This is a genomic window from Mucilaginibacter sp. 5C4 (assembly GCF_034345625.1).
In the GTDB taxonomy this organism is placed as follows: Bacteria; Bacteroidota; Bacteroidia; order Sphingobacteriales; family Sphingobacteriaceae; genus Mucilaginibacter; species Mucilaginibacter aurantiaciroseus.
The window spans coordinates 2291102-2310045 of the sequence record NZ_CP133775.1; the positions used below are offsets into that span (position 1 = coordinate 2291102).

General features: G+C 43.2%; 21 protein-coding genes. 8 read left to right on the top strand and 13 right to left on the bottom strand.

Annotation, left to right across the window (positions count from 1 at the left end; translation table 11 throughout):
- Positions 1-31 precede the first annotated feature (31 nt).
- From RHM67_RS10810 to RHM67_RS10820, 3 genes are read left to right on the top strand one after another with little or no spacing between them, the layout of a single operon-like run.
- Positions 32-1516, top strand: a complete 1485-nt coding sequence (locus RHM67_RS10810) for a xylulokinase (protein ID WP_322226718.1) — start codon at positions 32-34, stop codon at positions 1514-1516.
- Between the two features lie 26 nt (positions 1517-1542).
- Positions 1543-2871, top strand: coding sequence for a xylose isomerase (gene xylA / locus RHM67_RS10815; protein ID WP_322226719.1), 1329 nt, complete (start codon positions 1543-1545; stop codon positions 2869-2871).
- A gap of 44 nt (positions 2872-2915) precedes the next feature.
- A complete protein-coding gene (locus tag RHM67_RS10820) occupies positions 2916-4589 on the top strand; it encodes a sodium:solute symporter family transporter (protein WP_322226720.1) in 1674 nt (557 codons plus the stop codon).
- 75 nt (positions 4590-4664) lie between these two features.
- Here RHM67_RS10820 and RHM67_RS10825 read toward each other — a convergent pair whose 3' ends face one another.
- The gene (locus RHM67_RS10825; RefSeq protein WP_322226721.1) at positions 4665-4850 is read right to left on the bottom strand and encodes an SDR family oxidoreductase; all 186 of its coding nucleotides are present in this window, start codon (positions 4848-4850) and stop codon (positions 4665-4667) included.
- Positions 4851-4938: 88 nt separating this feature from the next.
- Positions 4939-5169, bottom strand: a complete 231-nt coding sequence (locus tag RHM67_RS10830) for a hypothetical protein (protein WP_322226722.1) — start codon at positions 5167-5169, stop codon at positions 4939-4941.
- 177 nt (positions 5170-5346) lie between these two features.
- On the opposite strand from RHM67_RS10830, the gene RHM67_RS10835 reads away from it, so the two are divergent.
- On the top strand, positions 5347-6444 hold the full coding sequence (locus tag RHM67_RS10835; RefSeq protein WP_322226723.1) for a glycoside hydrolase family 43 protein: 1098 nt from the start codon (positions 5347-5349) through the stop codon (positions 6442-6444).
- Positions 6445-7037: 593 nt separating this feature from the next.
- Here the strand turns inward: RHM67_RS10835 and RHM67_RS10840 are convergent.
- Positions 7038-7232, bottom strand: coding sequence for a hypothetical protein (locus RHM67_RS10840; protein WP_322226724.1), 195 nt, complete (start codon positions 7230-7232; stop codon positions 7038-7040).
- A gap of 264 nt (positions 7233-7496) precedes the next feature.
- Between RHM67_RS10840 and RHM67_RS10845 the strand changes: the two genes are divergently transcribed.
- Both RHM67_RS10845 and RHM67_RS10850 read left to right on the top strand, forming a co-directional pair.
- Entirely contained in the window at positions 7497-7802 is a 306-nt protein-coding gene (locus tag RHM67_RS10845) for a class I SAM-dependent methyltransferase (RefSeq protein WP_322226725.1), read from the top strand.
- Positions 7803-7991: 189 nt separating this feature from the next.
- Positions 7992-8192, top strand: a complete 201-nt coding sequence (locus RHM67_RS10850; RefSeq protein ID WP_322226726.1) for a hypothetical protein — start codon at positions 7992-7994, stop codon at positions 8190-8192.
- A 6-nt stretch (positions 8193-8198) separates the two neighbouring features.
- Here RHM67_RS10850 and RHM67_RS10855 read toward each other — a convergent pair whose 3' ends face one another.
- The 5 genes from RHM67_RS10855 to pyrE form a co-directional block, all read right to left on the bottom strand.
- Positions 8199-8477, bottom strand: coding sequence for a hypothetical protein (locus RHM67_RS10855; protein WP_322226727.1), 279 nt, complete (start codon positions 8475-8477; stop codon positions 8199-8201).
- 233 nt (positions 8478-8710) lie between these two features.
- Positions 8711-9016: a carboxypeptidase-like regulatory domain-containing protein gene (locus RHM67_RS10860; protein ID WP_322226728.1), complete on the bottom strand. Its 306-nt coding sequence runs from the start codon at positions 9014-9016 to the stop codon at positions 8711-8713.
- A gap of 30 nt (positions 9017-9046) precedes the next feature.
- Positions 9047-10675: an ABC-F family ATP-binding cassette domain-containing protein gene (locus tag RHM67_RS10865; RefSeq protein WP_252756742.1), complete on the bottom strand. Its 1629-nt coding sequence runs from the start codon at positions 10673-10675 to the stop codon at positions 9047-9049.
- Positions 10676-11038: 363 nt separating this feature from the next.
- Positions 11039-11434 (bottom strand): SRPBCC family protein, encoded by a 396-nt coding sequence (locus RHM67_RS10870; protein WP_322226729.1) that lies wholly within the window; start codon positions 11432-11434, stop codon positions 11039-11041.
- Positions 11435-11443: 9 nt separating this feature from the next.
- Positions 11444-12085 (bottom strand): orotate phosphoribosyltransferase, encoded by a 642-nt coding sequence (pyrE, locus tag RHM67_RS10875; protein ID WP_322226730.1) that lies wholly within the window; start codon positions 12083-12085, stop codon positions 11444-11446.
- A 49-nt stretch (positions 12086-12134) separates the two neighbouring features.
- On the opposite strand from pyrE, the gene RHM67_RS10880 reads away from it, so the two are divergent.
- Positions 12135-12716, top strand: coding sequence for an NUDIX hydrolase (locus RHM67_RS10880; RefSeq protein ID WP_322226731.1), 582 nt, complete (start codon positions 12135-12137; stop codon positions 12714-12716).
- On the opposite strand, the gene coaD is transcribed toward RHM67_RS10880, so the two are convergent.
- From coaD to RHM67_RS10900, 4 genes are all read right to left on the bottom strand, one after another.
- The gene (coaD, locus tag RHM67_RS10885; protein WP_322226732.1) at positions 12691-13152 is read right to left on the bottom strand and encodes a pantetheine-phosphate adenylyltransferase; all 462 of its coding nucleotides are present in this window, start codon (positions 13150-13152) and stop codon (positions 12691-12693) included. The two genes, RHM67_RS10880 and coaD, sit on opposite strands and share 26 nt — an antisense overlap.
- Positions 13153-13307: 155 nt before the next feature.
- Positions 13308-13886: a GDP-mannose pyrophosphatase NudK gene (gene nudK, locus RHM67_RS10890; RefSeq protein WP_322226733.1), complete on the bottom strand. Its 579-nt coding sequence runs from the start codon at positions 13884-13886 to the stop codon at positions 13308-13310.
- Positions 13887-13901: 15 nt separating this feature from the next.
- Positions 13902-14435, bottom strand: coding sequence for an RsmD family RNA methyltransferase (locus RHM67_RS10895; protein WP_322226735.1), 534 nt, complete (start codon positions 14433-14435; stop codon positions 13902-13904).
- Positions 14411-15223 carry a DUF3822 family protein gene (locus RHM67_RS10900; protein ID WP_322226736.1) on the bottom strand — a complete coding sequence of 271 codons (813 nt, stop codon included), beginning with the start codon at positions 15221-15223 and terminating at the stop codon, positions 14411-14413. Before RHM67_RS10900 ends, RHM67_RS10895 begins: the two co-directional genes overlap by 25 nt.
- A gap of 237 nt (positions 15224-15460) precedes the next feature.
- Between RHM67_RS10900 and RHM67_RS10905 the strand changes: the two genes are divergently transcribed.
- Positions 15461-16891 (top strand): ATP-dependent DNA helicase, encoded by a 1431-nt coding sequence (locus tag RHM67_RS10905; RefSeq protein ID WP_322226738.1) that lies wholly within the window; start codon positions 15461-15463, stop codon positions 16889-16891.
- A 615-nt stretch (positions 16892-17506) separates the two neighbouring features.
- Here RHM67_RS10905 and RHM67_RS10910 read toward each other — a convergent pair.
- Positions 17507-18838: a HAMP domain-containing sensor histidine kinase gene (locus RHM67_RS10910; protein WP_322226739.1), complete on the bottom strand. Its 1332-nt coding sequence runs from the start codon at positions 18836-18838 to the stop codon at positions 17507-17509.
- Positions 18839-18944 lie beyond the last annotated feature (106 nt).

Consider the following 18944-nt stretch of genomic DNA (forward strand, 5'->3'; position numbering starts at 1 on the left):
TTTACAATTATAACCAAAAACTAGTTAAAATATGTTATTATTAGGTATCGATATCGGTACGTCGTCTGTGAAGGTGAGCGTTGTTGACGCTGATCAACAGCAGGTAATCGCTACCGCACAATACCCGGATACGGAATCGCCCATTTTATCGCTGCAAACCGGTTGGGCAGAGCAATCGCCTGATATGTGGTGGCAGCAAACCGGGCAGGCTATTGCGCTTTGCCATCAAAAAGGCGGCTATAACCCGCAGGATATTGCAGCAATTGGTATCGCCTACCAGATGCATGGGTTGGTTTTGGTCGATAAAGATCAGCAAGTACTGCGCGATAGTATCATTTGGTGCGATAGCCGCGCGGTAAAGATAGGCGACGAGGCGTTTGACGCGATAGGGCACGAAGCCTGTCTGTCGTACATGCTTAATTCGCCGGGTAACTTTACGGCTTCTAAACTGGCATGGGTTAAAAAGCACGAGCCAGATATTTACGATAAGATATACAAGGTAATGTTGCCCGGCGATTATATCGCTATGAAACTAACCGGTGACATTACAACATCTGCCTCTGCGATGTCTGAGGGGATATTATTTGACTTCCAGATCGGCGGATTGTCTAAAGATATTACGGGGTACTTTGGTTTTGGTGATGAGCTGTTTCCTGAAGTGAGGCCGGTATTTTCGGCGCATGGTACGGTTACAGCGACGGTTGCAAGCGCCCTGCAGTTAAAGGAAGGCATCCCTGTTACCTACAAAGCTGGCGACCAGCCTAATAATGCACTATCATTAAACGTACTTAACCCCGGCGAAGTGGCAGCAACGGCGGGTACGTCCGGTGTGATCTATGGTGTGAGCGATCAATTGGCTTATGATCCGCAATCTCGCGTAAATACATTTGCACATGTCAATCATACCAACGAACAAAAACGGCTTGGTGTATTGCTTTGTATAAACGGTACAGGTAGCTTTTACCGTTGGGTAAAAAGTGCCTTTGGCGCGCATCTAAATTATCAGCAAATGAATGCCGAAGTCGAAAAGGCACCTTTAGGCAGCGATAACCTGCGGATAATGCCATTCGGTAACGGTACCGAACGGATGTTGAACAACAAACAGATAGGGGCGCAGTTGCATAATATAGATCTTAATTTGCATACGCCTGCACATGTTTTTAGGGCAGCACAAGAGGGCATAGCATGCGCATTCCGGTACGGATTGGATATCATGCGCGAAAATGGCATGAACCCAACGGTCATCAGGGCCGGGCGATCAAGCATGTTTTTGAGCGACGTTTTTACACAGTCATTTGTAAACGCTACCCGCGTGCCGGTTGAACTTTATAATAACGACGGAAGCATGGGTGCTGCATTGGGTGCAGGTATAGGTGCGGGTATTTTCGCAAACGGCGGTGAAGCGTTTGGCAATTTAAAAGCTAAACACCGTATAGAACCCAACACGACAGATTTTGAGGAAGTTTACCAAAGCTGGAAGCTGATCCTTGATCAGCAATTATCAATTATTCAATAAATTTAAATATATCTAAATACTAAATTATGTCAATTGTAACCGGAGAAAAAGAATTTTTTGCAGGAATAGGCCAGGTAAGTTATGAAGGGCTGGAGTCTGATAACCCGCTGGCTTTTCGCTGGTATGATGCAGACCGGGTAGTTGCCGGCAAAACCATGAAAGATCATTTGCGCTTTGCCTGTGCCTATTGGCATTCGTTCTGCGGCAATGGGGCCGATCCGTTTGGTGAGGCTACTCAGATATTTCCATGGAACACAAAAAGTGATGCCGTAGAACGCGCCAGGGATAAAATGGATGCCGCTTTTGAATTCATAACCAAAATGAATATTCCCTACTACTGTTTTCATGACGTGGATGTTGTAGATTATACCAATGACGTAAACGAAAACGACAGGCGATTACAGGCGCTGGTGGAATATGCCAAACAAAAACAGGCGGCAAGCGGCGTTAAATTGCTATGGGGAACATCAAACCTGTTTAGTAACCGCAGGTATATGAATGGCGCTTCTACCAATCCAAACTTCCATGTTTTGGCACATGCAGGAGCGCAGGTTAAAGCAGCTTTGGATGCCACGATTGCATTAGGTGGTGAAAACTATGTTTTTTGGGGTGGACGTGAGGGTTATATGAGCCTGCTAAATACCAACATGAAACGCGAGCAGGAGCATCTTGCCCAATTTTTACACACGGCGAAAGATTACGCCCGTAAGCAGGGATTTAAAGGTACATTCTTTATCGAACCAAAGCCTTGTGAGCCAACCAAACACCAATATGATTATGATGCCGCAACAGTATTTGGTTTCCTGCAAAAATATGGCCTACTGGGCGATTTTAAACTGAACCTGGAAGTTAACCACGCGACACTTGCCGGCCATACTTTCCAGCATGAATTGCAGGTAGCGGCAGATTGCGGGCTATTAGGCTCGATTGATGCTAACCGTGGCGATACGCAGAACGGCTGGGATACCGACCAGTTTCCTAATGATATTACCGAGGTGACCGAATATATGACAATAATCCTAAAAGCCGGTGGTTTACAGGGTGGCGGTATAAACTTTGATGCCAAAGTACGACGTAATTCTACCGACCGGGCAGACTTGTTTTATGCTCACGTAGCTGGTATGGATGTATTTGCAAGGGCCTTGATCATAGCTGACAATATCCTCCAAAAATCTCAATACGAGCAAATTAGAAAAGAGCGGTACGCATCTTTTGACAGCGGCGCGGGAAAAGATTTTGAATACGGAAAGTTAACGCTGGAAGACCTGCGTGCATTTGCCGTTGAAAACGGCGAGCCGGAGACCATTAGTGGTAAACAAGAGTATCTGGAAAACCTGTTTAACAGATATATTTAACAGTTATCTGCCACAAAAATCCCATTTAAAACCGAGAATACTAAATGAAAACCCTTTCGTCCGGCGATTACGCTGTGTTTTTGATCTACTTTTTAATAGTGGCCTGTTACGGTTATTGGATATATCGCCGAAAGCGCAACGCGGACGCTACATCAAAAGATTACTTCTTAGCTGAAGGATCGCTCACCTGGTGGGCCATAGGCGCATCGCTCATCGCATCTAACATCTCTGCCGAGCAATTTGTTGCCATGAGTGGCAATGGTTTTACTATGGGTTTGGCTATATCTACCTACGAGTGGATGGCTGCCTTTACCCTAATCATTGTTGCTGTGTTTTTCATCCCCGTATATCTTAAGAACAAGATCTTCACGATGCCGCAATTTCTGCACCAGCGCTATAACAGCACCGTTGCCATGATCATGGCGGTGTTTTGGTTGCTATTGTACGTAATTGTTAACCTAACCTCTATTTTATATTTGGGCGCTATTGCCATAAACGGCATATCCGGTATCGACTTTAAGATTTGTATAGCAGGCCTGGCTTTCTTTGCCATTATCATCACTTTGGGTGGCATGAAGGTAATTGGTTATACCGATGTTATTCAAGTGTTCTTTTTGATATTGGGTGGTTTAGTAACGACTTATATTGCAGTTACCAAGGTAGGGGAATACTACGGCCATCCGGGGCTCATTAACGGCCTATCATCGATGTATGAACACGCCAATGACCACTTCGCGATGATCTTGAAAAAAGATAATCCTAGTTATGGCGATTTGCCGGGTTTAACGGTTCTGATAGGCGGCATGTGGATTGTAAATCTCAATTATTGGGGTTGTAACCAGTATATCACTCAGCGTGCTTTGGGTGCTGACCTTAAAACCGCACGGAGCGGCATTTTATTTGCAGCTTTTTTAAAGCTTCTGATGCCATTGATTGTTGTATTGCCCGGCATAGCTGCTTATATTTTGTACAAGCAAAATGTATTTAATTCAGAATCTATGGGTAGCATCGCGGCCAATCATGATAATGCTTATCCCGTTTTACTTAATATGCTGCCTGCAGGTGTTAAAGGGCTTGCGTTTGCCGCATTAACTGCCGCGGTAGTAGCTTCACTGGCTGGTAAGGCCAATAGTATTGCCACCATTTTTACGCTGGATATCTACAAAAAGAAGATCCGTAAGGATGCAACAGACCACCAGCTGGTGGTAGTAGGTAAAATTACGGTAGTGGTGGCTATGATTTTAGGCGTAGCCATATCCCCTTTTTTAGGCATCGATAAAAAGGGTGGCTTTCAGTTTATCCAGGAATATACCGGTTTTGTTTCGCCGGGTATCTTTGCCATGTTTATTTTAGGATTCTTCTGGAAAAAGGCTTCATCTAACGCAGCGTTGTTTGCTACTATCGGTGGTTTTGTTTTTTCAGTGTTCTTTAAGTTCTTACCTAAGTTTGTTGATTTGTCACCGTTGGCACCAACGGGGTTTTCCACCAAAAACGCGACAAGCGGCTTATACGAAATGCCGTTTTTAGACAGGATGGGATTTGTATTTATCATCTGTATCATCGGTATGGTGATCATCAGCTTGGTAGATGCGGCAAAAGGAAAAGAGACTAACGGTTTAGAGATAGATGCTAAAATGTTCAAAACATCAAATAGTTTTGCCATCGGCGCTATGCTGGTTATTGGAGTGATTGTGGCGCTCTACACCATATTCTGGTAACAGCTAAAATTAATTTGAAGAGAAAAGGCGCATTTTATAAAGAAGTGCGCCTTTTTAACTTGGTAGCGATTATAATTAAAACCCTGTAGAATTGCCGCCATCAACCGGTAATATTACACCGGTGACATATTTGGCAGCATCGCATGCTAAGAAAAAAATGGCTTCTGTAACATCACTGGGTTCACCAAGTTTGCCCGTTGGGGTGCGTGATAATACCTTTTGTTTTCTGTCCGGGTCATTATCCAGCGCCCCGGCGGCCATATTAGTAGCAAATAAAGCCGGGTGCCATACAATTCACCCTGATCCCTTGCGGAGGATAACTCGGTAGCCATGGCCATTGTCATCCCCTCTATAGTCGATTTGGCCGCCGTGTAGGCAATACATAAGGTATGCCGTATTGTAATGCCATAGAACTTATATTGATGATGCTGCCCTTGCCTGCAAGTATCATTGTTTTACCACTTCCCGGCTTAATGCAAAAAACTGCTGAAAGGTTAGTTTGAATAATGTGCAGGTCTTCCTGATAAGCGATGTTATTTTCAGAATGTACGGCTCTTATAGCCTCTGAACCGTTATGCATAAACATTCCTTAAAACATTGCCTGTGATATTCAAGATACGCCCGGCGCCTTGTTGGATCAAATGATCGGACAACCCATGGGCGTAAAAAAATATGTTAATCGGTGAAATACAATCGATTGTATTTATGAATTTTTTTTCTCAGATTTGTAATATCAATTAACCTCAAATTATAAGCAATGTATTATCTGCCGCTGATTAAAAAGCCATTTTTGGTGCTGCCGTTTATGGCGTGCATCATGTTTTCGTGCGAGTCGCCCGCTCAAAAAGTTGCCGTAAAAACCGACGCTGTAAAATACCTAAGCAAACCGCTGATCCGCAATATTTACACTGCAGATCCGTCCGCACATGTATTTGAAGGGAAGATTTATATTTATCCCTCGCACGATATAGATGCAGGCGTAGCAGAGAACGATAACGGCGACCACTTTGCGATGAAAGATTATCACATTCTCTCGATGGATAGCGTTGGAGGCAAAGTTACGGACAATGGGGTAGCGTTTTCCATTCAGGATATTCCATGGGCGGGCAGGCAGTTATGGGCACCAGATGCAGCCTTTAAGAATAATACCTACTACCTTTATTTTCCGGTAAAGGATAAGAATGATGTATTTAGAATAGGCGTTGCTACCGCCAAACGTCCGGCAGGCCCGTTTAAGGCCCAACCAAAGCCAATAGCGGGCAGTTTTAGTATCGATCCTGCAGTATTTATCGATACCGATGGCAGTTCATATATGTACTTCGGTGGTATTTGGGGCGGACAGCTGCAACGCTGGAAGGATGGCAAATATGATAGAAATGGCTCAAAAACCGATCTTCAGCAGGATGATACGCCAGCCATAACCTGTAAGGTTGCCAAACTGAAAGATAATATGCTGGAATTTGACGGTGCCGTTAAAGATGTAGTAATCAATGACAGTTTAGGCATACCGTTATTGGGTAAAGACCATAACAGGCGCTTTTTTGAAGGATCATGGATGCATAAATATAATAATCTTTATTATTTCACCTATTCTACTGGTGACACGCATTATCTTGCGTATGCAATAGGTAACAGTCCGTTAGGCCCTTTTACCTATAAAGGCGTATTTATGAATCCCGTGCAAGGCTGGACAACTCATCATTCTATTTTGCAGATAAAAGACAAATGGTATGTTTTTTACCATGACACCGAATTATCGAGCAAAACGCATCTGCGTAATATTAAAGTAACCGAACTAAATCATAACAAGGATGGTTCATTAAAATTAATAAATACCTTTATTACACCACATTAACACCGGGCGCGTTATCTTTAAAAAAGCAACTTAGCGAATACCAGGATAAAATTGTAAGGGCAAGAGATTTGCTCCTTGCCGGTGATTTGGATGGCGCTGATTATAAGAAGATAAAGATCGATAGCGAACGCCAGATAACAATTATAGAGGGAAAACTTGTTAATTCTTCTGTAAAAAGCCGGTATTGGGCCCTTATTGGATATGGCATTTAAGAATTTATCAAGTTTACCACAAATCTATTAAAGTGCTGATTCAGAGCAGAAAATGTATATAGTGAGTTCGATGTTCCATCAAAAATTGACTTTTGACGGAGAGTAACATCGAACTCTTTTTGTAAATGAAGCAATTTGTTTTTTTGATAACGTAAAATCACTTTTGTGAAACACAAAATAGGCCTTTAAATACATCTAAAGGCCGTTTTGCTATTAGTTGGTGACCTGGGAGGGGTTCGAACCCTCGACCCACTGATTAAGAGTCAGTTGCTCTACCAAGTCGTGCTGATATTTTAGACGGGCTGCAAATATAAGATTGATACGCACAGCAACGAATGTTTTGTGCAGGTTATACAGTACGGTAAGGGTTTAAAGGTGGGTTTACCTTGGCAGGTCCTTCTTAATAAATTTATGGTACAGGTATTCTGCATAGCCCACGCTAATGTAATCGGGGAATTTCCAGGTTGGGTAATAACGTTTCTTGATATATTTAAGAAAGCTGAAAAATGCAATACAAAGTATAAGGGTGATAGATATAGCCAGTAATACGACGCAGAATAGGGAAAATAAGCTCATAATTAAATGATAAAGTTGCATGTTACATTGGGGAAGCTAATATAATCATTACTGATGTATTACAAATAAATGTTGAAAAATAATATTTAGAATTTAATATTATTAATGATTGTAAAATGTGTTAAACTGACAATTAATCGTAGTTTCCCTATGCATAGTTTATAACAGAGCTAATTATTTATTCGACAACGGTTTTGTGATTTTATCGCAATAATACTATCAATAGTAAATTATGGGTTCAAGAGATATTCAGGGTAAACTTTGGTGGAGCGCGCCGAAGATTGGGCAAACATTCAGGAACAAACCGGTATTGCCGGTTATAATTATGTGATAAATTATTTGAAGCCTACAGCTGCCGATAAATTGTTGGATATAGGTTGCGGTTCGGGCTTATTTAGCGACTTGGTTAATTTAACCGGGGCTAAAGTTACCGGTATTGATGCCAGCGAGCGATTGATTGACAGGGCAAAGAAACGCAATCCAATTATCCGTTTTGTTAGCGGCGAAATGGAGGAACTACCTTTTGCTTCTGATGCTTTTAACATCGTTTGTGGTTTTAATTCCTTTTAATACGCCGCAAATGTAGAAAATGCTTTGATCGAGGCCAAACGTGTGCTACAGCCCGGCGGTAAACTGGTAACTATGTTATGGGGCAACAAGGGCAGCCGGCACAAGGGGCCCTTTTGCACTTACCGAAAACAGGTTATTAGAAACCACATTAGAACAAGTAGGTTTCAAAATTTTTGCAAGGTAGAGGATGTGACATCTATATGGGACTATGCAAGCGTTGAAACCGCTATTAAAGGTTTGCTGGCAACCGGGCCGGTTGCCAAAGCCATTGCACATAGCGGTTTCGATAAAGTGTACGAAGCTATTGCTAAAGCTATTAAACCCCACACCCGAACTAACGGGCATGTGGTTTATCATAATAAATTCAGGATTACGGTAGCCGAAAAATAAGGCTGGTTAATATTCGGCCAGCACATTAAAGGCGATGCCTGCAATGCCCACCTTTTCCCAGGTAGCCTGGCTGGTTTCGCGGGTGATAACAGCACCGCTGCCAAAGATGCTTAGGTACGCCGAAAACATCAGGCCACGGCCTTTTGAGTTTGCTATCCACTCCGGGCTCGCAAAAAAGTTATCATCAACATAAATGCTGTAGGGTTGCAGATCAACCTGGATGTCTTTTTGCCCCGGTAATACATCTATGTATATATTTTGGTTTTGCAGGAGTTGATCTGGCATGCCTTTCTTCACCGAGTAAAAATTAAGGCGAAGCTTTACCGGGTACAGCGGCGCATTAGTAATGTGTATGTTGAACTTTTAAGAAAAGTTGGCGATTTTTCGATTTTGATAACCGTGCCTATTTCATGGCCAAGTATGTTGTCAGAATAACCCACGTTACTATTGTCAGATCTTGAATCGTTACCCAGGATGCCTTCTTTCCACTTGCGGTTACTTACTCGTACCTCCTTAAGCTACGTTGTGGATGGCTGCAATAATACCGTTTTATGCGTATCACTTACAAATAATGCTACTTTGTAAATAACAGGCGCATAACCTATTATAGAAAGTTTTAGCGTATCGGCATCGTGGCCTGCAAGGTTTAGTTTGTAGCGGCCGGCGCTATCAGTTACGGTACCAACGCTTTTGCCTATTATGCCCACGTTAACGTAGGGGATAGGGAGGTTGGTTTTCGCATTTTTAACAAGGCCTTCAAAAACCTGTGCGTTTGCAAATAGGGATGGGAGGATAAGGAGGGCAACAAACAAGATCCGTTTCATTACAGTAAGACGAGTTTGTTGCCCAATTAGCTACGCCATAGCGTAAAATTCTTCGCGTTGTTTTTGTACAACGTCGCTGTTGATGTACTCGTCGTAAGTCATTAGCTTATCAATTATACCACCGGGGGTTAGTTCGATGATGCGGGTTGCAACCGTTTGGATCAATTCATGATCTCGTGAGGTGAAGATGATGTTGCCCCTAAAATCTTTCATGCCGTTGTTTAGCGCGGTGATAGATTCCAGGTCGAGGTGATTGGTTGGCTCGTCCAGTATCAGCATATTGGCCGATTGCAACATCATGCGGCTAAACATACATCGCATTTTTTCGCCACCAGATAGTACATTGCTTTTCTTCAGTACTTCCTCGCCGCTAAATAACATACGGCCTAAGAAGCCACGGATAAACTGATCATCTTTTTCGCCTGCCGAATATTCGCGCAGCCAGTCTATAAGATTATCATCTTTACCTTTAAAGTATGATGAGTTATCGATAGGGATATCCGCGAGGTTTACGGTAACGCCCCACTTAAAGCTGCCTTTATAATCTTTATCGCGGCCGGTTAAAATATCATAGAAGGCCGATGTTGCCAAACTATTCTGAGACAGCACGGCAATTTTATCACCCTTGTTGGCCATAAAATCAATATTGGCAAAAAGTACTTCACCGTTAAGCGATTTACCCAGTTTTTCGGTTTGTAAAACCTGGTCTCCAATTTCGCGGCCCTGATTGTTAAATATAATTCCGGGATATTTACGATTAGATGGCTGGATCTCATCAAGGTTGATCTTATCCAAAGCCTTTTTACGGCTGGTTGCCTGTTTAGATTTTGAAGCATTCGCGCTAAACCTGCGGATAAATTCCTGCAACTCTTTTACACGTTCTTCGGTTTTCTTGTTCTGATCGCTGCGTTGTTTCAAGGCCAGCTGGCTACTTTCGTACCAAAATGTGTAGTTACCGGTGTAGATGCTCATCTTGGCAAAATCGATATCCACCACGTGGGTACAAACGGTATCCAAAAAGTGCCTGTCGTGAGATACTACAAGTACAATAGCTTCATACGTTGCCAGGAAATCTTCCAGCCAGGTAATGGTGTGGATGTCCAGGTCATTCGTAGGCTCATCCAGTAACAAAATATCGGGTTTGCCAAAAAGGGCCTGTGCTAATAACACACGTACCTTTTGGGTGTTGTCAAGGTTTTTAATCAAGCTATAATGGAACTCTTCTTTAATGCCTAAGTTGCTTAGTAGGGTAGCGGCATTGCTCTCGGCATTCCACCCATCCATTTCGGCAAAAAGGTTTTCCAGATCGCCTGCACGTTCGCCATCGGCATCGCTAAAATCTTCTTTCAGGTAAATAGCATCTTTCTCCTTCATGATGGCGTACATTTCTTTGTGGCCCATCATTACGGTTTCTAACACGGTAAATTCATCGTAAGCGTAATGGTCCTGGCTTAACACGGCCATACGCTCGCCGGGGGTAAAGCTAACCGTTCCGCTGCTTGGGTCTATCTCGCCCGAAAGGATCTTCATAAACGTAGACTTACCCGCGCCGTTAGCCCCAATTACGCCATAGCAATTGCCCTGGCTAAACTTAAGGTTAACATCTTCAAAAAGGGTGCGTTTTCCGTAACGAAGGGATAGATTAGATACCGTTATCATGCTGTACTTTTATTTTGCGCAAAAATACGGTAAATACTTAATTTATTTTAACCCGCGCGTAATTTGGCTGTAGAATAATTTCTTTGAGATAAAAATGCACAAAGTGCGACAGGGGGATGAGGATGCCATTCTACACAGTTCCCCACGTTTTTTTTATTACAAATTACTTGCTAATCGGCCTTCAAAATGCATAGATTAATTTTTTAGAGTAACAATTGATTAACATTACACGTAAAAGTATTTAAACCCTAATTTAAACTTTATGATTATTGTAGTAATAAGTCTGTTTATCGTGAATGCATTAGTAGTAGTGCAGCACTTAAAGGTGAAAAGATCATACCCCCCCCCGAAAATGCGGTTCAACTAACTTAGCAGCTTTGCTAAGTTAGTTGTTTCCTCATCGACAAGCTTTTGCAGCGGCCCAGAGACAAGCATCTTCATTAACATATTCAGGTCGGCGGTAATGGTAAAAGAGGCTTGGGTAGCCCCATCAACCTCGCTTAATTCCCATATTAGTTCCATATCAAACGGTGGTTTTTCTGCCGGGATTATTTTCACCAGGCTATTAGCCACACGCTCCTCAATCTTTATCGAAAGTTTTGTAATGTTTTGGATGTTAAAACTGGCTACATCGGCAGTTGACTCCCAATCCTCGATGTTATCGGGCATCAGTTGGCGATGATTGTTCATATCAGCCAAAAAAGCATATACCTGTGCTGCCGGTTTATTTACGGTAACGGTACTTTCAAAAACACTCATAGTAAAATATTATTGTCCCCAGGTAGAGGGTTGTGCGCGCCACTCTTTTAATACCGCGGTATCAGCAGCAGATATATAGCTGTGCTCTTCGGCGTATTTTAAAAGCGCGTTGTAGTTAGATAATGTAATAAACGGGCATTTAGCTTCTTTAAAGTTATCGGCAGCTATATCAAAGCCATAGCTGAAAATAGCGGCAAGGCCTGCAACGGTATAACCGGCATCGCGCAAAGCGTTAACGGCTTGTAAGCTGCTTTTACCTGTCGATATCAGGTCCTCGATAACCACCACACGCTGGCCCGGAGAAATATCTCCTTCGATAAGGCTGCCCGTGCCGTGCTCTTTTGCTTTCGCACGTACGTAAATAAATGGTAAGCCCATTTCCTGCGCTACTAATGTGCCCTGCGGGATGCCCGCAGTAGCAACGCCTGCAATACAACCAACAGAACCAAATTGCTCCTGGATGGCTGATGTTAGTTGCTGGCGGATGTAAGTGCGGATGGTAGGATGTGATAGTGTTACCCGGTTATCGCAATATATGGGTGATTTCCAGCCCGAAGCCCATGTAAAAGGATTACTAGGTTGTAATTTTATTGCTTTAATTTGCAGCAGGAATTCCGCGACCTGCTGTTCGGTCTCACTATTGGTATACATGGCTCAAAAATACAGAATTTATATTAACGAAAAAGTGATTTTGCTAACCGTGAAAACACCCAAAGTTTCATCTCATTATCAAAAGATTGATGCTGAGCACTTTGATCTGAAAATTGTTTACCACTGGGTAGATAAACAGCCCTGCAAATTATTTTATGTGCTTTGCGATGATGCCACGGCTTTCCTGAAAAAGGTGATCAAAGCAAATTATTTGATAGAAGCAGCGGGCGGATTGGTGACTAACCAACACGGCGAACACCTTTTCATTTACCGTAACGATAAATGGGACCTGCCAAAGGGTAAGATAGAAAAGAAAGAAAAAACCAAAATTGCCGCCGTGCGCGAAGTGGAAGAGGAGTGCGGCATCAAGGTTAATAAGCTGGAAGAAAAGATCTGCAAAACTTACCATACCTATATTTACAAAGGCGAGGTAGTGCTAAAGAAAACCCATTGGTTTAAAATGGCCTACAAAGGTAAGGCTAAATTGGTACCCCAGTTAGAAGAAGGCATTACCGATGTACGCTGGTTTAAAAAGGAAGACGTACCGACTATCGTAAACAATACCTTCCCGTCTATAATTGATGTGCTGGAGAAAGAGGAGCTGATTACAAATACGGTAGGGCTTCTTTAGGAATAAACTGAGCGACATCGCCATTGTAGCGGATAATTTCGCGTACAATGCTCGAGCTGATGGACGAGTACCCCGGTTTGCTTACAATAAATATACTTTCAATTTCGGGCTCGAGCGCATGGTTCATCTGGGCTATGGCTTTCTCGTACTCAAAATCGGATACGGTACGGATACCCCGGATCATGTAATCGGCACCGATACTTTTACAAAACTCAACGGTTAGGCCTTCGTAAGCTACAATGTGGATGCGGTCGTCATGTGCGAACACGGCCCTCAGCATATCCTCGCGTTTGCCAACGCTAAGCAGGCCCTGCTTGGTACTGTTTACCCCGATGCCTATATAAACCTTATCAAACAAGCTTACACTTCGTTTTACAATATCAACGTGGGCTTTGGTAATCGGGTCAAACGAGCCAGGGAAAAGTGCTATTTTCATATAGGTGATAACGCTGTTGCTTATTCAAAAGTAGTTAATAATTGTGATAACAAACTCCGCACATTTGCGATAATTAACCAGCGCGTCATTGCGAAGCAATGACGCGCTGGTTATGATTTTCTCGTTTCGTCCGTACTGGTGTTGTTACCAACAAATTACACTAACCCATTTATCTGCGCGTATTGCAGCAGCATTATAGTCTTCGCATCTTTTATGCCGCCGGTTTTTACCATCTCCAGTGCTTTGGCGAAGGGTATTTCCATTACTTCAATATTCTCGGTTTCTTCGGCAAGTCCACCGCCATCGCTCACCTTCATATCTTTGGTATACTCGGCGGTAAAAAAGTATAATATCTCGGTAACGGAGCCGGGCGACATGTACGCTTCAAACGCTTTTTGTACTGATGTTATCTTGTAGCCGGTTTCTTCCTCGGTTTCGCGCATAATGCAGTCTTCCGGGTTATCAAGGTCAAGCAAGCCGGCACAGGCCTCTATCATGTAGCCATCGGCATTGCCATTTAAATAAGTCGGCATCCTAAACTGGCTGGTAAGTATTACTGTTTTATTGGCCTTGTTATAAAGCAAAATGGTAGCGCCGTTGCCGCGGTCGTAAACCTCGCGCGAGAAACTTTCCCACGTACCGTCGTTCCCTAAATAATCAAAAGTGGCTTTTTTTAAAATGTACCAGCTATCAGATAAGATGGATACCTCAAGGTTTCTTATTCTATTATTCATGACGGGCATATTAAGTTAGGCTTTAAAGAACGAGAACGACGAGTGCCCGTATTTGCGCTGCTCTGTAAAAGCCGGGTGGTTGCTTAGGTTTTGCATACTTTGATGCTCAACTATGAGCATACCGCCCACTACAAGCAGGTTTTTCTCAAACACTATTTTGGGGATCTCGGGAATCTGGTTCAGGTCGTAAGGTGGGTCGGCGAAGATGAGGTCGTACTGCTCGGTTTCCATAGCCAGGTATTTAAAAACATCGGCTTTAAAAACCTCTATTTCATCCAATCCGTGCTGGCGCGATGCATCTTTAAGGTAATGTACGCATTGTATGGCGCGGTCAACCCCGGTAACTTTTTCCGCTCCGCGGGATGCAAATTCCATGGCAATGTTGCCAGTACCGCTAAACAGGTCCAGCACTTTAATGTCCTCAAATTCTATCTGGTTTTGCAGGATGTTGAAAAGCGCTTCCTTTGCAAGATCGGTAGTGGGGCGTACGGGTAGGTTTTTTGGCGGGTTAAGCCTCAAACCCTTTAATCTTCCACCGATGATGCGCATAGCGATAAAGCGGCAAGGCCTAAAATTTTATGAGATTCGGTGCGGTATGGCAGGTCTAAAACCGAAATATTATTCAGTTTTACTTCGCCAAAAAAGCCTTTCAGGTATAAAAAGTAACGGTCGGTATCGTTAATGTCGCCGCTCATGATCAGATTGATCTTATCGGGCTGGATGCCCAATTCGGTGGTTACCAACGCGCTGAAATAAGCCAGATCTTCGTGACTTTTAAATTTAAAGGTATTGTAAAAACGAAGGCTGCTATTGGTAAAATTCACAAACGATACGGTATCATTACCAATGTTCAGATACAGATCGGTACTTAGCGGGTAGTTTTGGGATATAGCTTTAATAAATCCTGCATCATTGTGGATAACGTTTTGGTTATCCAGGTCTTTTATAGCGTAGGTTAAAATTTCGTCAACCTTGTAAATAATGATGTTTGTGCTGTCTATCTTTTCGCATTTTACCTTTTCGGTATCGGTAACGTCAAGCAGGCGGGCAATATCGGCAAGGCGGCCTTTCTCAAAAAGGACTTCGGGCAACAGGGTGAAACCCGTGGCTTGCAAGCCGGTAACTACCAGGTTATATTTGGCGGTTAAAATATCGCGCAGCTGCTGCGGGTCGCGCAGTTCATTAAGCGAATAATTTTCGCCCCATGACAGTAGCTGTTTACCGTTAATAACGGCATAACTAAAGCTGTTTACATCAACCTGTAACAACAGGGTGTAGCTGTGGGCCAGTGTAAGGCTTAGGTCGTCGCTGGTATAGTGGTGTCTGTGTTCGCTCATGCAGGTTAACAAAAGTAATATTTTTTCCGGATTATGTAATTATCATCCTTACCACGCCCATGTTTACGAATAGATTGAATATTATATCGCCCCTTTAAAGAAGCCCCCTCTAAATCTCTAGTGACAAGAAACTGAAAGATGTTGCTAAAAATTATTACGAAATGGCCTGTAAAATGGATAGTAGTTTAAAAAACGAACATATGGAAGTTCTTCTTAAATAGTTGGCTATTTTTGTGTGTGCCAACAATTGATCATATCCGCCAGGGTTTCCCGCATGAGCCTACACTGCAGCAACTGGAGCTTTTTTCCAAGCTGGATATATTTCTGAGCAGCGAGGAGCAGAACGATTGCTTTATCCTGAAGGGTTATGCCGGTACGGGTAAAACTACGGTGCTTGGCGCGCTGGTAAAAGCCCTGCCCAACTATAATTTAAAGGCGGTACTGCTGGCGCCAACAGGCCGTGCAGCTAAAGTGATCACCAATTACAGCGGCCGCAAGGCGTTTACTATACACAAGCGTATTTATCGTAAAAAGTCGGCGTTGAATGTGGACGAATCTTTTATGATAGCCGATAATATGAGCACCAATACGCTTTTTATTATTGACGAGGCCTCCATGATATCTGACGAGCTGACCGGCAACAACCGCGAAACCCTGCTGCATGACCTGGTTACCTACGTTTATAATGAAAAGAACTGTAAGCTGATGCTGGTAGGCGATACCGCCCAGTTACCGCCCGTTGGTGCCGATGATAGCCCCGCGCTGGATGCTAACCTGATGAAGGCCGACTACGGCCTCACCATTCATACTTACGAGCTTACTGATGTGCTGAGGCAGCAAAAGGATTCGGGCATATTGTATAATGTAACCAAGGTGAGGGACATTATAAGGCAGGGCAAGGAGGTGATGCCACAGATTGTGACCAAAGGCTACAAGGATGTTTACCGCATGAGCAGCGAGTTGCTGGAGGATGGCCTTAATTATGCCTACAGCAAATACGGGTACGATAGTACGCTGATTATTTGCCGCAGTAATAAGAATGCCAACTTGTATAACCGGCAAATTCGTGGGCGCATATTAATGCGCGAAGAGGAACTTACCGGCGGCGACCAGCTGATGGTGGTTAAGAACAATTACTTTTGGCTGGAAGGCCAGGAGGAGGGCAGTACGGGTTTTATTGCCAATGGTGATATTGCCCGGGTGAAAAAGGTGCGCCGAATAGAGGAAATGTATGGCTTTAGGTTTGCCGATGTGCAATTGGAGTTTATTGATTACGCCGAAGACCCTGTGCTGGATTGTAAGATATTGCTGGATACCCTGTATTCTGAAGCGCCCGCCCTACAATCAATCGACCAAAAGCGCTTTTACCTGGAGGCGATGAAGGATTACGACCATATCCCAAACAAACGAGCCAAACATAACGAGCTTAAGTTAAACCCATATTACAATGCCCTGCAGGTTAAGTTTGCCTACGCCATTACCTGCCACAAAGCCCAGGGCGGCCAGTGGGAAGCCGTATTTGTTGACCAGGGCTACCTTACGGATGAAATGGTGAATACCGATTTTCTCCGTTGGTTTTATACCGCCTGCACCCGTGCTACTAATGAGCTTTATTTGGTGAATTTTAACAAGAAATTTTTTGTTGGAGGGAGCGAGGAAGAAGATTAGTATTTCGGATTTTAGATGTACGATTTCGGATTTTTAAAATTGCCCGTTTTACGTCGTCGCAGGGTCTCTCGACAGAGGGCCCTGCATTGCATTAACGCGGCACGTTGTGAGGCCCTGCTAAGACAAAATGGGTATAAAGTTCGGCGTTTGAAAGTCGAAATAAGGTGTTTTAAATCCTGTTAAAATCGTTGATTTGAGGTGTCTCATTCCGTCTCATTTAGAAAGCTGTGAGACACCTGCCTAAAATTTATAAATATCTTATTTACGTCGTCGCAGGGTCTCTCGACAGAGGACCCTGCGTTGCATTAACGCGGGACGTTGTGAGGCCCTACTAAGACAAAATGGGTAGAAAGTTCGGCGTTTTAAAGTCGAAATAAGGTGTTTTAAATCCTGTCAAAATCGTTGATTTGAGGTGTCTCATTCCGTCTCATTTAGAAAGCTGTGAGACACCTACCTAAAATTTATAAATATCTTATTTATAATTAGTTAAGTTTATTATTAAAAAGTTTTACTTTAATTAGAAATAAAATTCAATATTATGCAATCATCTAATTTTTAATTACTTATAAATCATATTGCTTTGTGTAATATATAGTGGGACACCCTGCCTACTGACTACTCCACCATCGGCAGCACAATTGTGAACGTACTGCCTTTTCCCTCTATACTTTCTACCGCGATCTTACCGCCGTGGCTTTCTACAATATCCTTTACAATACTCAAACCTATGCCGGTAGATTGCTCGCCCTTGAGCCCAGTACGGCCGGCACCGCTAAAACGCTCGAACAGTTTTGGCAGCATATCTTTGGGGATACCCATTCCTTGATCTTTAACCTTAATAACGATGTTGTTTTTTAGGCGGTTGAGTGATAGCTCCAGGTTATCGGTATCCTTAGAGAATTTTAGCGCGTTGCTGATGAGGTTATCTATCACTCTCGGGAATTTTTCGAGGCTTATCTGTGCGTAAATATCTTTCACGTCGCTGGTAAAAACCACGTTATTGCTGCTGATGTTCTGTACCTTCCAGGTGTTTACAATGTTTTGCAGGCACTTGTTCATCTCTGTGCGGGTGGTTTCAAAGGAGTTCAGGTTCTCGTTACGGGCGGCATCCAGCAGGTCGTCTATAATGGTACGTGCTTTTACGCACGATTGGCGCATCATGGTGAGGCTATCCTGCGTGTCTTCATCAATATCTTCCAGTTCCATCATCATGGCCAATGATTCTACCGCGGCAATGGGGTTTCGCAGATCATGCGCCACAGTACCCAAAACCTGGTTCTTGAACTGATTGGCCTTGTTGATCTCCTCATTCTTCTGGCGGATCTCTACGATCTGCCCGTAATAACTTGCTTTGTAAGAGAAAAAATATCTTGATGTTAAATAGAAACCGGCAAGTAATATGGCCGAGATCATTTGGTTGTAAGTCATTTCAGTTGCGCTTACCTGCGCGTGAAAAAGCATCATGGTAAACAACATCTCGATGCCTATAAGCAGCACAATAGTTTCATAGTATTCGAACACAAAAAGCACGCTTACAATACTCAGGGCTATCAGGTAAAGGGTAAGGGCGTTACTTGGGTCGGATGTGGAGATAAAGCTGGAGTACATGCCGCAGCAGATAATGTACAGCGCGAATATGAAAACAAACAGTGCCATGCCTGCTGTGGCGTGTTTGGTGCGGCGCATATTTACCGCCAGTAAATGGCTTATGAGGTAAAAAAACGGGGTTACAATAATAAATATCCAGTTGATCAGATTAAACTCGGGGAAGTTTTGCGCCTTGGTTAAACTCTCCGGGAAAACGTGGTAAAGGATCCTGATGGTGATGTTCAGCGTCAGGAAGATAAAGCTGGCGGTACGCACACCCTGCAGGTTCTGATAAGTATAATAGTTGCGGTAAGCAGCACTGTACTTAAGAGATAGTTTGGTGAAAAAGTGCGTTTCCAATTTGGTTTGATTTAGTGCTTGCCCAAAAATATCAATTTATTTAATCCCTTACTCAAAAATGCGACAAATCATCAACCAAATCGTAAACTGTATTGACAAATTGTCT

Excerpts from the sequence above, each read along its gene's own strand:
- RHM67_RS10835 (WP_322226723.1), top strand. The coding sequence starts at position 5,347 with ATGTATTATCTGCCGCTGATTAAAAAGCCATTTTTGGTGCTGCCGTTT.
- RHM67_RS10810 (WP_322226718.1), top strand. The coding sequence starts at position 32 with ATGTTATTATTAGGTATCGATATCGGTACGTCGTCTGTGAAGGTGAGC.
- RHM67_RS10825 (WP_322226721.1), bottom strand. The coding sequence starts at position 4,850 with ATGGCCGCCGGGGCGCTGGATAATGACCCGGACAGAAAACAAAAGGTA.
- RHM67_RS10820 (WP_322226720.1), top strand. The coding sequence starts at position 2,916 with ATGAAAACCCTTTCGTCCGGCGATTACGCTGTGTTTTTGATCTACTTT.
- RHM67_RS10870 (WP_322226729.1), bottom strand. The coding sequence starts at position 11,434 with ATGAGTGTTTTTGAAAGTACCGTTACCGTAAATAAACCGGCAGCACAG.
- RHM67_RS10860 (WP_322226728.1), bottom strand. The coding sequence starts at position 9,016 with ATGAAACGGATCTTGTTTGTTGCCCTCCTTATCCTCCCATCCCTATTT.
- RHM67_RS10895 (WP_322226735.1), bottom strand. The coding sequence starts at position 14,435 with ATGCGCATCATCGGTGGAAGATTAAAGGGTTTGAGGCTTAACCCGCCA.
- RHM67_RS10865 (WP_252756742.1), bottom strand. The coding sequence starts at position 10,675 with ATGATAACGGTATCTAATCTATCCCTTCGTTACGGAAAACGCACCCTT.
- coaD (WP_322226732.1), bottom strand. The coding sequence starts at position 13,152 with ATGAAAATAGCACTTTTCCCTGGCTCGTTTGACCCGATTACCAAAGCC.
- RHM67_RS10840 (WP_322226724.1), bottom strand. The coding sequence starts at position 7,232 with ATGAGCTTATTTTCCCTATTCTGCGTCGTATTACTGGCTATATCTATC.
- pyrE (WP_322226730.1), bottom strand. The coding sequence starts at position 12,085 with ATGTATACCAATAGTGAGACCGAACAGCAGGTCGCGGAATTCCTGCTG.
- RHM67_RS10855 (WP_322226727.1), bottom strand. The coding sequence starts at position 8,477 with ATGCCAGATCAACTCCTGCAAAACCAAAATATATACATAGATGTATTA.
- RHM67_RS10830 (WP_322226722.1), bottom strand. The coding sequence starts at position 5,169 with ATGCATAACGGTTCAGAGGCTATAAGAGCCGTACATTCTGAAAATAAC.
- xylA (WP_322226719.1), top strand. The coding sequence starts at position 1,543 with ATGTCAATTGTAACCGGAGAAAAAGAATTTTTTGCAGGAATAGGCCAG.
- nudK (WP_322226733.1), bottom strand. The coding sequence starts at position 13,886 with ATGAATAATAGAATAAGAAACCTTGAGGTATCCATCTTATCTGATAGC.
- RHM67_RS10900 (WP_322226736.1), bottom strand. The coding sequence starts at position 15,223 with ATGAGCGAACACAGACACCACTATACCAGCGACGACCTAAGCCTTACA.